This window comes from Marinobacterium mangrovicola, assembly GCF_004339595.1.
GTDB classification, from domain to species: Bacteria; Pseudomonadota; Gammaproteobacteria; order Pseudomonadales; family Balneatricaceae; genus Marinobacterium_D; species Marinobacterium_D mangrovicola.
The window spans coordinates 1100155-1113829 of record NZ_SMFU01000007.1 but is presented as its reverse complement, the minus strand read 5'-3'; the positions used below and the strand labels follow the sequence as shown (position 1 = coordinate 1113829).

Genomic DNA, 13675 nt, shown 5'->3' with positions numbered 1-13675 from the left:
TTTCGAATAGACAAAAGTCGAATAAGCGGGTGCAGCAGGAGAGCTGGATATGGAGCGGATGGTGCAGCAATGATCTGCGGAGCTGCAAGTCTGCGTGCGAGGCGTGAACCTGGATGACGAAGGCCTGACACCTGAACAGCTTGTCGATGACTTCCTGGAAGAGTAGAACGGCAATATCCCGTTAGCTGTGCGGATCGGACAAATCCAGGAGGTTATTTATGGCCCAGCAGGGTCAATCGAAAACGTCAGAGTCATCCAAGGGGTGTGCCACCCAGCAAGCCGAGTATTTACCCTTGCCGGCGATAATTTGTCGTCAGTGCAGGATGCCGTCGGAACCATCAGACAGAAAGTCTTGGGTCACTATGGCCTTAACACGTTTACGCCGTCTGATAAAAAGGCGCTCCTTTAGCGAATCATCAGCGCCAGACAAGAACCGTCTCTAAAACAGCTATGGGCTGATGTAGTGACGACGGAAATATTCGAAATAATGCAGAAAGAGCAAATATGACGGATTGGAAAAAACGCACTAAGCGCATAATTCGTTAAAATTTTTCGATAGATACCGAGGTTTTCTAAAGAATCTGGAAGGGAGGATGGTGCCCCGAACCGGAATCGAACCGGTACAGCCAAAGGCCGAGGGATTTTAAATCCCTTGTGTCTACCAATTTCACCATCGGGGCGTATGGGTCGATGCCAGATCGACTGCTGAAGCTTGGGCCTATCTCCGGAATCGCAGCGTGGAAGATCACGCCTTAATCTGGCTATATTCCCTTTCAGCTCAAAGGTTTGAGCCGCTATTCTCCGAATCTGGCCTGAGAAGTCAACCCATATTTGAAACCGCCCCGTAATGGGAAATGATCCGCCTCTAGCGCGTCAGGTAGTTCTGCAGAATCTGCTGCGCTTCGCTCTCGTTGAGGCGGGCCATAAACTCACGGATTTCCGAGACGATCACCTGCTCTAGCGGCTGATCGATATTCTGTTTCAACATCGCTTTTGCCTGACACATCGCGGCGGCAGGCTTGCGCGCGAGGCGCTCCGCCAGTGCTGAGCTCTCGGCCAGCAGGCTTCCCACCGGGAAGACGCGGTTGACGATACCGTAACGCTCCGCCTGGTCGGAATTGAATGGCTCGCAGGCCAGCAACAGCTCCGCCGCTTTGCGGTGGCCCAGCATCTGCGGCAACAACGCGCTGCTGCCGCCTTCGGGCACCAGGGCAAGATCAACGAACGGCAGCCTGAAGCTGATCCCTTTGGCCGCGTAAACCAGGTCGCAATGCAGCAACATAGTGACGCCGATGCCGATCGCCATGCCGTTTACCGCCGCGACGACTGGCTTCTGCTGTCGATGAAGCTGCAGCAGGAAGGCCTGCCCAGGGGGCACTGTCTGCCCTGCCCGGCTCGCTTCGAGGAAGTCGACAATATCGTTGCCGGCACAGAAGCTGTCGCCGCTGCCGGTGATATGGATCGCTCTGATCTCAGGGTTTGTATCCGCATCGGCCAACATTCGCGTTAACGCCTCGTACATCCACTGGGTAAGCGCGTTTTTCTTATCCGCCCGGTTAAGGGTCAGGTAAAGCACGCCGCTGCGAACTTCCTTTAGTATTGGCTCGCTCATGCGCCAAACTCCTGTTTGTTATTGTCTGTCGTTACGTTGTCACCCTCGGGTAGCAGCGGCGCCATTACATCGCCATCGCGGGCCAGGGTGTGGCAGCTGTCTGCCAACCCCTGGAGGATGGAGGGATCGTTGCTGTTATAGCCGTTCTCTGTCTGCCAGAGGGTCTGGTAGGCGGTGGTCGAGATCGGGCCGAGCAGCTCGATCAGGTGGGTACAGCCTTTTACGCCTCCCAGGATTTCGCGCACCTTGCGCGTAAAGCCCGACTCAAGGCGCAGCCCCTCAAGCCTCTTGAAGGCGCCGGTAATGCCTGAGCACTGGTTGAACGGCGCCGCATCGATGACCGCCTTCGCATGGTGAATCTTCAATGTACGGTCGATGGTCAGTGTCAGGCCGATATCGTGCAGCGGCTCGCCCACTTCGATCAGGCCGCCCCGGTCGCGGTTTTCCATCGGGAAAGACTTTACATCGGACATCCGCCCTTCAATTTCCCAAAGGCCGTTATTGAGTTCATAGCCTCTACACACCACCTGTCGTGTATGCAGCAGCTTGCGCTTACCGGATTCAGACATCGTTATTCCTCTTTACTCGCGGGCTTCTGGGCTGGTGATTGCGCCCACAGGGATACTGCTGCCCGAAAACTAGACGCTGTCAAAATAAAAACCAATCTTAACGGTGTCAAGTTTTAGTTTGTGCGAAATGAGAGGCAATCGTGGCGGTTCGATGCAGAAGGCTTGATAAGAAATTGAGAGGGCCAGTAAGGAAATATCACTGGCCCAAGTGATAACGGGTCTAGGGAAGCTATGATTAAGTCTATAGCGTCTCAGCGTGGCATGAAGTGCCCAGATACAAGGCGAGCTTTGCCGCCAATGGCCGTAGCCCTTGGCAAAAAGCTCAACGCCGTAGATGGGTGCTTCATGCCGCGCCCTCCGGGGCTTGCAGGCTGGCCCACTCTCTGCGTTGGACTTTTTTGCCGTAGCACCACTACGCCGGCAAAAGTCCGTCTTGATAGTGAGCCAGCCTGTAAGCCTGAGATGCCATGAACTTGTTCATAGCTTCCCTAAGCGTTGCGGAACATTTTGACGGCGAGGTTGATCAGCTCGTCCAGATGTTTCAGATCGATGTAGATGCCATCAAGCAGCAGGCGCGCCAGGCCATGCAGAGTGCTCCAGCTTACCTGGGCGAAGTGCAGCGGCTCGACCTGCTCGGAAAGCAGCCCCTGCTGCTGCCAGTCGGTTACGTGTTCCACGTAGCGGCGAAAACAGTGATAGGCCTCGGTTTTCAGATGCTCGGTGGGTATGCCGGCCTTCCAGACACTCTGACCGAACATCAGGTTGTAGGTTTCCGGGTAGGCCTGTGCAAATTCCAGGTAGGAGCGGGCAAAGCGGAACAACAGCTCATCCTCGCTGGTGGCGCCGGCCAGCGCTTCTTCCACCGCCCTTTCGTAGGACTTGAACCCCTCTTCCGCCAGCGCAGAAAGCAAGGCGTGCTTATCGGTGAAGTGATGATAAGGCGCGGTACGCGAAACCCCAACCCGGTCGGCCAGCTTGCGCATGCTGAGCGCATCGACGCCCCCTTCGGCAATCAGGTCGGTGGCGGCCTGAAGCAGGCTGCTGCGCAGGTCGCCGTGATGGTAGGCGGTTTTTACTTGGTTTGTGGAGGTCATTAGATCCGAAGGCGTTATCTGGTTGATAGCCGCAGTGTACTGCAAATCTGGACGCCGTCCAAAATAACTTGACGGTGTCAAAATTGCGCATTAACTTGACACTGTCTAGTTTTCGATCAAGCGCTGAGCGATACAGCGTGGATCAATAAAAAAGAGGTAAACCATGTCCACCTACCCCAAGATGCTGACCCCGCTCGACCTGGGTTTCACCACACTCAAAAACCGCGTGCTTATGGGGTCGATGCATACCGGCCTGGAAGAGATGCCCAAGGGTTATGAGCGCATGGCCGCTTTCTATGCCGAGCGTGCCCGCGGCGGTGTGGGCCTGATCGTCACTGGTGGTATCGCCCCCAATGAGTCCGGCTTGACCATGGAAGGTGCGGCATCGATGACCCGCGCCGAGGATGCGCAGCACCACCGCCTAGTAACCGACGCGGTGCATGCTGAGGGTGGCAAGATCTGCATGCAGATCCTGCACACCGGCCGTTACTCCTACACCAAAAAACTGGTTGCGCCCTCCGCTATTCAGGCGCCGATCAATACGCGGGTTCCGCATGAGGTCACCGCCGAGGAGATCGAGCAGCAGATCGAGGACTTTGTGCGCTGCGCGGCTCTGGCAAAAGAGGCGAACTACGACGGCGTCGAGGTGATGGGGTCCGAGGGATATTTCATTAACCAGTTCATCGTTACCCGCACCAACAAGCGCGACGATGAATGGGGTGGTGCGTACGAAAACCGTACCCGCTTCGCCATCGAAGTGGTGCGCCGTATCCGCGAACGGGTGGGTGAAAACTTCATCATCATCTATCGCCTGTCGATGCTCGACCTGGTGGAGGGTGGCAGCAACCTGGAAGAGATTATCGCCCTGGGCCAGCAGATCGAAAAAGCCGGTGCGACACTGATCAATACCGGTATCGGCTGGCACGAAGCGCGGGTACCCACCATCGTCACCAAAGTACCAAGGGCCGCGTTCACCTGGGTTACCGCCCGCGTGCGCGAGGCGCTGAGCGTGCCGGTGATCACCTCCAACCGTATCAACAGCCCCGAAGTGATCGAAGAGGTACTGAACCGCGGCGATGCCGATATGGTGTCCATGGCGCGCCCTTTCCTGGCCGATCCCGAGTTTGTGCTCAAGGCTCAGGAAGCCCGCGCCGACGAGATCAACACCTGCATCGGCTGCAACCAGGCCTGTCTGGACCATATCTTCAACGGCAAGCTCACCAGCTGCCTGGTCAATCCCCGCGCCTGTCATGAAACGGAGCTGGTCCTGACGCCTGCCGTTAGCAAGAAGAAGCTTGCGGTAGTGGGCGCCGGCCCTGCGGGTCTTGCCTTCGCGACCACAGCAGCGCGCCGCGGCCACGATGTGACACTGTTCGATAGCCGAAGCGAGATCGGCGGCCAGTTCAATATCGCCAAACGGATTCCCGGCAAGGGCGAGTTCTACGAGACGCTGCGCTATTTCTCCCGTCAGATCGAACTGAGCGGCGTGCGGCTGGCGCTGAACACCCGCGTCACTGCTGATGAGCTCAACAGCGGCGACTTCGACGAGGTGATTCTCGCCACCGGTATCGTACCGCGTATGCCGGCTATCGAAGGGATCGATCATCCCAGCGTGCTCAGTTATATCGATGTGATGAACGGTGCCGAGGTGGGCAGCAAAGTGGCCGTTATCGGTGCCGGCGGCATAGGTTTCGATATCAGTGAAAAGCTCACCCACGGTGAGTCTGATCCGAGCCAGGATATCGCCAGCTTTATGGCCGCCTGGGGCGTTGATATGACGTTCGAGCAGCGTGGCGGCCTGACAAAACCGCAGGTGGAACCTTCGCCACGGGATGTGTGGCTGCTGCAGCGCAAACAATCCCGTGTTGGCGCAGGGCTTGGCAAAACCTCCGGCTGGGTGCACCGGGCCGGGTTGCTCGCCAAGGGCGTGCATATGCTCTCTGGCTGCGACTACCAGCGTATCGATGATCAGGGCCTGCATCTGAGCGTGAATGGCGAGGCGCAGCTGCTGCCGGTCGACAACGTGATTATCTGCGCCGGGCAGACGCCGCTGCGTGAACTTCTTGATGGCTTGCAGAAGCCGAGTCATCTGATCGGTGGTGCCGATGAGGCGGCCGAACTGGATGCCAAACGCGCCATCGATCAGGGCACTCGCCTGGCGCTGAGCATGTAAGAAAAGCCTCTTGCTTCGCGGCTTTCCCGCCGCTTTTTGCAGGCTCTCCAATGAGTCCCCAAGCCTCTGGCAACGGGGCAGGTTTCGCACGCCTGCCCCGTTCTTTTTTGCGCCTAAGACATTGGTCATGGCAGGCGTTACAGCTACATAAAATGTCAAGCCGGGTTCGCCTTTTATCAAGCGCCCCCTGGCAGCGAGCCAGTAGAGTCAACCTCAGTCGCAAAAGATCCGGAGCTTAATTGAACTCCGTGATCCGCAGCCAAAACGGGATGGCGCAGTACCGGAATCCAGTGGGATTAACTGCCGCCAAAACGTTTTACAAAAAAATAATAAAACGTGACCGCTGATGATGATTGCCACTTCGACTCCAGGGAACCTCTGCGTCCCCACCCGGATTTCAACCAAGAAGGCGCTACGCTTTTCCCCATCGTGCTGCGCCCTCTTATCGCTAGTAGTGAAACCTCAGGCCTCCTTCACCCAGCCTGTTCTCAAACCTCTTCCTTTATAAAAACAACATCCGAGGAAACAACGATGAGAACCCCGCAAACCGTCCTAACGCAAAGCAGATTCAAGCGCAAAACACTAAGCCGCATGATCTCGCGCGCAACGCTGACCGGCTCTTTTGCCGGGATGCTGGCGCTTACCGCAGGTCAGGCCCATGCACTGAGTTACGAACTGGAAAACGGTATCACCGTCGATCTGGATACAACGGTGGGTTACAACGCCCAGTGGCGTGGTGAAAACCGTGATCCGAATATCGAAAGCTTCGGTGGCCTCGGCTTTCTGACCGATGATGGCAACCGTAACTTTGATAAGGGCGACATGACCCAGAACCAGGTCAATTTCAGCTCCGACCTGGATATCAACTACGGTGATGGCGGCGTTTTTGCGCGTGCCCGCGGTTGGTATGACAGGGCCTACTCGGGCGATTTTTACGGCTACACCTTCGATAACAGATTCGACGCCCCCTATCTGCAGGACGGCATCGATGAGCACAAATCCAAGATCGAGCTGCAGGATCTGTTCTGGTATCACGGCTTCGATCTGGGCGATCAGTACCTGAGCCTGCGTGTCGGCGAACAGGTGGTTAACTGGGGTGAAAGCCTGTTTATCCAGGGCGGTATCTCCACCGCCATGGGCCCGCTGGATGCCACCAAATCCAATGCACCCGGTACCGCGCTGAAAGATATCTTCATGCCGATCGGCCAGGTGTATGGCGAGCTTGCGGTCACCGACCTCTTCTCCATCGGTGCTTATTACCAGTACGACTGGGAAGCGACTCGCATCGACGCCCCCGGCACCTATTTCAACGTCCTTGACGGCGTTGGCCAGAAATCCCCCGGTGACCCCTTTGGTCCGTTTGGCACTCCCATCGAGCGGGATGAGCCGGATAAAGGTCAGTACGGTATTGCCCTGCGCTACCTGGCGGAAAACCTGAACAGCACCGAATTTGGCTTCTACTACATCAACTACAACGATTTCACGCCGGCGCTGCAGTTTCTCTCCCCTGCATCACCGACCGGTCTGACCCAGCAGCATTTTGAAGATATCGACCTCTACGGCATCAGCTTCGGCACAGTGTTTGGCGATATGAATGTCAGCGGTGAGATCTCCTATCGCGATGGCGTCCCGGTCAGCGTGAACTACGGCCCCAATGGTGGCCCCGGTCCGGGCTTCTCTTTCGCCCGTGGTGAGGCGATCCAGACCCAGCTGTCAGGGATCTATATCTTCCCGCAGAACCCGCTGGCCGACACCCTCACCTTCACCGGTGAAATCGCCTACAACCGCATTCTGGATGTGGACTACCCCGGTGGTGTCGACAGCCTCAAAAAAGACCGCGGCGCAGCCAGCACCGTGCTTAGCCTCAAGGCCAGCTATCTGAACCTGATCGGCGGCCTGGATATGGACGTGACCGGTACCTACCGCAACGACTTCAACGGCTGGTCCTCCATGGAGTTCAGCTTTGCCGAAGGCGTAGAGCAGTTCGGCCTGAAAACGGACTTCACCTATCTCGGCAGCCACAAGTTTGGTGCCAGTTACGTCTGGTATCTCACCGATACCGACCAGGTTCTCAAGGAGCGTGGCGCACTTAACTTCGGCCACTTGAACGCCGACCGTGACTACTTCGCGGCTTACTACAAGTACACATTCTAAGTCATAGATCTATAAGAAAAATCGGGCCAGCCCCGAGGAGACGAAAGATGAATTTGAAACGCACTGTACTCGCCAGCAGCATCGCCCTTTTCGCGCTGAATGCCACCTCGGTCCTGGCCGCTGTCACCGAGGAAGAAGCCGCCAAACTGGGTAAGGAACTGACCCCCTTCGGCGCCGAGCGCGCCGGTAACGGCAGCGACATTCCGGAGTGGACCGGTGGTCTCACCAGCGCTCCGGCCGGTTACACCGCCGGCGGTCAGCTGGTCGACCCTTTTGCCGATGAAAAGCCGCTCTACACGGTAACTGCCGAGAACTACAAGGAATACGGCGATCTTCTGTCCGACGGCCAGAAGGCGCTGTTCGAGAAGAAACCGACGTTCAAGATGAACGTCTATCCGACCCATCGTACCGCGCCGATTCCTGACTGGATCGCCAAGAACACCTACAGCAATGCGCTGAATGCACAGCTGACTCCCGACGGAAACGGTGTAACTAGCGCCTACGGCGGCATCCCCTTCCCGATCCCGCAGAACGGTAAAGAGGCGATCTGGAACCACACCCTGCGCTGGTACGGTGAAGGTAAGGATGCGACCTATGAGAGCGCCACGATCTACGCCAACGGCTCGCGCACCATTACCGCCGGTCAGCTGATCGAAACCTATCCGTACTATTACAAAGAGGGTGACCTCAACACCTTCAACGGCAACATCATCCACCTGATGCTGGAGTACTCGCTGCCGACCCGCCGCAAGGGTGAAGTCACCCTGGTACGCGACCCGGTCAACGCCAATGAAGAGCCGCGCCAGGCCTGGCAGTACATCCCTGGGCAGCGCCGTGTACGCCGTGCACCGACCATCGCGTTCGATACGCCGGATCCGGGCTCCAACGGCCTGACCACCTATGACCAGGCATTCATGTTCAACGGCTCACCGGAACGCTTCAACTGGGAGCTGATCGGCAAGAAAGAGATGCTGGTGCCCTACAACTCCTACAAGTTCCTGACCGCGAACAGCAAAGGTATGCCGATGGAAGAGATCGCCCAGGCCGAGCATACCAACACCGATCTGGAGCGCTGGGAGAAGCACCGCGTCTGGGTGGTTGAAGCCACTCTGCGAGAAGACAGCCGCCACATCTACGGCAAGCGCCGTTTCTACCTGGACGAAGACTCCTGGTTCGCGCTGATGGCCGACATGTATGACGGTCGCGGTGAGCTGTGGCGCTACGGCCACTCCCACCCGGTAGCGCTCTATGCCGATGGCAATATCATCGCCCGCGCACTCACCAACTACGATCTGCAGTCCGGTGACTATGCGATGCAGGAGTACGACGTCATTCCTTACTCCACCGTCGCCACCAAGGACGACAGCTTCTACACCCCGCAGCAGGTGCGTCAGATGGCGCGTCGCTAACGGATGCCGGGGGCGGCGCAGATGCGCACGCCCCCTCTTCATCATTCCGAGAACAGGTTTCAAAAGCAGCTTTCCTGCCAGCCTGTTGCCGTAATGGTGGCCGCTTGTGTGAGCGTCAAAAGTTTGAGCTTCGAAAGACCCTCAACAGCGACAGCCAGTTTCATACTCCCGATAAGAAGAATAAGGCTATGAACACGCAGATTCAGTCCCGAAACGGGTGCAAAACCCGCCTAACTAGATCCAGCCTGAGCCTGCTGATTGGCCTGGCCATTTCAGGCACTGTCATCGCCGGCGATGCACTGGAAGAGCCTGCGCTGAAGTCCGACCTGGCCGCGAGCCGCATGTTGCTGGATATCGAGCGAGCCGGCAGCAATCTGGTCGCCGTCGGTGAGCGCGGCCATATCCTCATCTCCACCGACGAGGCCGACACCTGGCAACAGGCGCCGGCGCCGGTGCGCGTCACGCTGACCAACACCTTCTTTGTCGATGACAGCTTTGGCTGGGCTGTGGGCCACGATGGTGTAGTGCTCAAAACCGAGGACGGTGGCCGCAACTGGCGCAAGGTGATGGATGGCGAGCGCGCCAACAAGCTCATGCTGGGCCACGCCGAGGCACGCCTGGCCGAGCTGGAGTATGAGCTCGAAGCCGACGCTGATGAACAGCAGCGTGAAGAGCTGGAGTTCGAGCTTGAAAACCGCACCTACATGGCGGAAGACGCCGCAGCCTTTGCCGATGAGGGGCCAAGCCGCCCCTTCCTGGATCTCTGGTTCAAGGATCGTAACGAGGGCCTGGTGATCGGCGCATTCGGCCTGATTCTGCACACCACCGATGGCGGCGAAACCTGGTCCGCCTGGTTCGATCGTCTCGATAACCCCAGCCTGTTTCACCTCAACGCCATCAGCCGCATCGGCGATCAGCTCTATATCGCCGCCGAGGCGGGCAATCTGTATCGCTCCGCTGATTGGGGGCAGCACTGGGAACTGCTCGACAGCCCCTACGATGGCTCTTTCTTCGGCATTACCGGCAACGACCGGGGCCGCATTATCACCTTTGGTCTGCGCGGCAACGCCTTCCAGTCAGATGACTGGGGCGATTCCTGGGAGACCATCGAAACCGGTGTCGATTCCACGCTGTTCAGCGGCGCCATGCTCGCGGACGGTTCGGCAGTACTGGTGGGCGCGGCCGGCGTTTCCCTGCATCTTGATGCCGAGGGTCAGGTGATCGGTACCGACAGGGATCCGGCGCGTCTACCGCAAAGCAAGGTTCTGGTCAGCGAAAAGAAAGAGTTGCTGATTGCAGGCGCTCACGGCGTTCATGCAGCCGTTCCTGCACCCTTTCATGTAACAGCGACAGTCAGCGGAGGTAATGCAGATGAATAACTATCAGCCGATTTCCGACCGGCGTCCGACGCCAAAAGGCGGGCTGTCTGGCAGCGAGTCGATTATCGAACGTATCTTCTTCCACCACCGTCCGTTGGTGATCCTGCTGATGCTGGTGGCGACGGTGTTTTTCGCTTACCAGGCGAGCAGTATCAAGCCGGAAGCCAGCTTCGATAAGATGATTCCCGCATCGCACCCCTATATCGCCAACTACATCCAGCACAAGGATGATATGGCGGGGCTCGGCAACGCTATCCGTATTTCGGTGGAAAACACCCAGGGCGATATCTTCGATAAAGGTTTTCAGGAAACCCTGCAGAAGATCCACGACGAGGTGTTTTATATCCCCGGTGTTGATCGCGCCAAACTGATGTCGATCTGGGCCTCGGGCGTACGCTGGTCGGAAGTCACAGAAGACGGTCTCACCGGCGGTCCGGTCATTTCAGATACCTATGACGGCTCGGCGGCCGAGCTGGAAAAGCTTAAGACCAACATCCTCAAATCGGGCCGTATCGGCTCCCTGGTGGCCAACGACTTCAAGTCGGCGATCATCTATGCCCCGCTGATGGACTTCAACCCGGACACCGGCGAGCCAATCGACTACCAGCAGTTCTCCAGCCAGCTTGAAGAGCTGATCCGCGACAAGTACGAAAACGACAGCATCAAGATCCATATCACCGGCTTTGCCAAGGTGGTGGGCGATCTGATCGATGGCGCAAGCCAGGTCGCGATCTTCTTTGCCATGGCGCTGGGTATCACCCTGGTGCTGCTCTACCTCTACTCGCGCTGCCTGCGCAGCTCGATCATTCCGCTGATGTGCTCGGTGATCGCCGTTATCTGGCAGCTGGGCCTGCTGAAAACCCTGGGCTACGGTCTCGACCCCTACTCCATGCTGGTGCCCTTCCTGGTGTTCGCCATCGGTGTCAGCCACGGAGTGCAGATCATCAACGCCATCGCCCATGAGAGCGCCCGTGGCTCCGGCAGAGAGCTGGCCGCGCGTCTGGCGTTCCGTTCCCTGTATATCCCGGGGATTATCGCGCTGATCAGTGATGGCGTCGGTTTTGCCACCCTGATGGTGATCGATATTGCGGTGATCCAGGACCTGGCGGTCGCGGCCAGTATCGGCGTGGCGGTGATCATTCTCACCAACCTGATTTTGCTGCCGATCCTGATGTCTTACGCCGGCGTCAGCCGCACTTCGGTGAAGAAACAGCAGCAGATCGAGGAACACGGTAAACACCCGATCTGGAACCTGCTCTCCAGCTTTACCCAGCGCCCCCGTGCGGCGGTAATGATCATTCTGGCGCTGGGCCTTGTGGGTCTGGGCCTGTACCAGAGTCAGGGCCTGAAGGTGGGTGATCTGGACGCCGGCGCGCCGGAGCTGCGCCCGGACTCGCGTTACAACCTGGATAACGCCTTCATCAACCAGAACTACTCCACCAGCACCGATATCTTCGTGATCATGGTGCAGACCGCCAAGGATATGTGCTCCGATTACCACACCCTGGATGTGGTCGATCAGCTGCAGTGGCGTTTGCAGCAGCTGCCGGGCGTGCAGTCCGCCAACTCCATGGTGAACGTGGCGAAGCAGGCGATGACCGGCTACAACGAGGGCAACGTCAAGTGGATGGCGCTGAACCGCAACCAGGCGCTGCTGAACCAGGCATCGATCACCGCACCGCGCGGCAGCTTCAACGCCGATTGCAGCCTGATGCCGGTGTTTGTCTACCTGAACGATCACAAGGCGGAAACCCTCGCCTCGGTAGTGCAGGAAACCGAAGCCTTCGCCGCGCAGTACAACAGCGCCGCCATCACCATCAAACTGGCGGCGGGTAACGCCGGTATTGAAGCGGCCACCAATATCGTGATCGAGAAAGCCCAGTACGAGATGCTGATCTGGGTGTATTCGGTGGTGGGTTTCCTCTGCCTGCTGACCTTCCGCTCTATCCGCACCGTGGCCTGCATCCTGCTGCCGCTGGCGTTGACCTCCCTGCTTTGCCAGGCGTTGATGGCGCGCCTCGGTATCGGCGTCAAGGTTGCCACCCTGCCGGTTATTGCACTGGGTGTCGGTATCGGCGTGGACTACGGCATCTACATCTATAGCAAGCTGGAAACCTACCTGAAGGCGGGCCAGAGCCTGCAGCAGGCCTACTTCAATACTTTGAAGACCACCGGCAAAGCGGTCGCCTTCACCGGTCTGACCCTGGGTATAGGTGTGGGTACCTGGTACTGGTCACCGATCAAGTTCCAGGCCGATATGGGGATTCTGCTCACCTTCATGTTCGTCTGGAACATGATCGGCGCCCTGGTGTTCCTGCCGGCCCTGGCCAGCTTCCTGATCAAGCGCTCGCCGGTGACCGAACAGCAGCCGCTCAAGTCCAGTACCGAGCAGCGTGAACAGCAGGTCCGCGAGGTGTCTCATGCCTGAGTCCAAGAACCTGCTGGTGGTGATCAATCCCGGCGCCAAGACACAGATCGCGCTGGAAAAGGCGGCCAGAATTGCGGCCGGCGGCGACCGCATCACCGCTCTGTTGCCGGCAGGGCCGGTGGCTGAGCGATGCCGTGAATCGGTCGAAGCGCAACTGGGAAAACTGCGTGAGCAGGGCCTGACGGCCTGCCTCGAAAGCACCACGGAAACCAACCTGCAGCGTGCGGTGCTGGTAGCCCAGCATCAGCACGACACCAGTCTTCTGCTGAAGGAGCCCCAGGCCTCCAGCCTCACCGACTCCCTGTTTACGCCGTTGGACTGGAAGATCCTGCGCACCAGCCAGACCCCGGTGTTGATGGTAAGGCAAAGCGAATACAGCGCCGATGCACCGGTGCTGGCGGCGATCGAGGCACAGCCGGCCGATGCCGAACACCAGGCGCTGAGTCACCGCATTCTGCATCTGGCGCAGGATATGAGCCACCGACTGAGCGCCGAGCTCTGCCTGTTCAGCGCTGAGCCTGCACCCATGCAGGATGCTCTTCATGAATCTGGGAACCCGATTCTTTTTCCAGGCAATCTCGCCGAGGAGTATCGCCAGAGCAGCCTCGCGCTGGCACACCGCTACGACGTTCCGGTCAGCCGTGTGCATATCGCCCAGGGGCCGGCGGAGGTACTGATTCCACAACAGGCCGAACGACTCAATGCGGGACTTGTGGTGCTCGGCACTGTTGCCCGCGCTGGGCTGAGCGGTGTGCTGCTGGGCAATACCGGCGAGCAGATCCTGGAACGTGTCAGCACCGATGTGCTGGTGATTCCGCCCTTACCGGAAAAAAGAGCGGAAACAGCCTGAACGAGAC

9 protein-coding genes and 1 tRNA gene are annotated in these 13675 nt (G+C 58.2%); 6 read left to right on the top strand and 4 right to left on the bottom strand.

The window, feature by feature from the left end:
• Window positions 1-594: 594 nt before the first annotated feature.
• The 4 genes from CLV83_RS06005 to CLV83_RS05990 form a co-directional block, all read right to left on the bottom strand.
• Window positions 595-680, bottom strand: a tRNA-Leu gene (locus CLV83_RS06005).
• 185 nt (window positions 681-865) lie between these two features.
• On the bottom strand, window positions 866-1612 hold the full coding sequence (locus CLV83_RS06000) for an enoyl-CoA hydratase-related protein (protein WP_132288892.1): 747 nt from the start codon (window positions 1610-1612) through the stop codon (window positions 866-868).
• Complete coding sequence (locus CLV83_RS05995; protein ID WP_132288889.1) at window positions 1609-2181, bottom strand: DUF2889 domain-containing protein; 573 nt, start codon at window positions 2179-2181, stop codon at window positions 1609-1611. The genes CLV83_RS06000 and CLV83_RS05995 overlap by 4 nt, the downstream gene beginning before the upstream one ends.
• A gap of 488 nt (window positions 2182-2669) precedes the next feature.
• A complete protein-coding gene (locus CLV83_RS05990) occupies window positions 2670-3275 on the bottom strand; it encodes a TetR/AcrR family transcriptional regulator (RefSeq protein ID WP_132288886.1) in 606 nt (201 codons plus the stop codon).
• A 163-nt stretch (window positions 3276-3438) separates the two neighbouring features.
• Between CLV83_RS05990 and CLV83_RS05985 the strand changes: the two genes are divergently transcribed.
• From CLV83_RS05985 to CLV83_RS05960, 6 genes are all read left to right on the top strand, one after another.
• Window positions 3439-5448 carry an NADPH-dependent 2,4-dienoyl-CoA reductase gene (locus CLV83_RS05985; RefSeq protein ID WP_132288883.1) on the top strand — a complete coding sequence of 670 codons (2010 nt, stop codon included), beginning with the start codon at window positions 3439-3441 and terminating at the stop codon, window positions 5446-5448.
• A gap of 531 nt (window positions 5449-5979) precedes the next feature.
• The gene (locus CLV83_RS05980) at window positions 5980-7602 is read left to right on the top strand and encodes a DUF1302 domain-containing protein (RefSeq protein WP_132288880.1); all 1623 of its coding nucleotides are present in this window, start codon (window positions 5980-5982) and stop codon (window positions 7600-7602) included.
• A 47-nt stretch (window positions 7603-7649) separates the two neighbouring features.
• The gene (locus CLV83_RS05975; RefSeq protein WP_132288877.1) at window positions 7650-9011 is read left to right on the top strand and encodes a DUF1329 domain-containing protein; all 1362 of its coding nucleotides are present in this window, start codon (window positions 7650-7652) and stop codon (window positions 9009-9011) included.
• A 188-nt stretch (window positions 9012-9199) separates the two neighbouring features.
• A complete protein-coding gene (locus CLV83_RS05970; protein WP_132288874.1) occupies window positions 9200-10390 on the top strand; it encodes a WD40/YVTN/BNR-like repeat-containing protein in 1191 nt (396 codons plus the stop codon).
• Complete coding sequence (locus CLV83_RS05965; RefSeq protein WP_132288871.1) at window positions 10383-12818, top strand: efflux RND transporter permease subunit; 2436 nt, start codon at window positions 10383-10385, stop codon at window positions 12816-12818. The genes CLV83_RS05970 and CLV83_RS05965 overlap by 8 nt, the downstream gene beginning before the upstream one ends.
• Window positions 12811-13668, top strand: a complete 858-nt coding sequence (locus CLV83_RS05960) for a universal stress protein (protein ID WP_132288868.1) — start codon at window positions 12811-12813, stop codon at window positions 13666-13668. The genes CLV83_RS05965 and CLV83_RS05960 overlap by 8 nt, the downstream gene beginning before the upstream one ends.
• Window positions 13669-13675 lie beyond the last annotated feature (7 nt).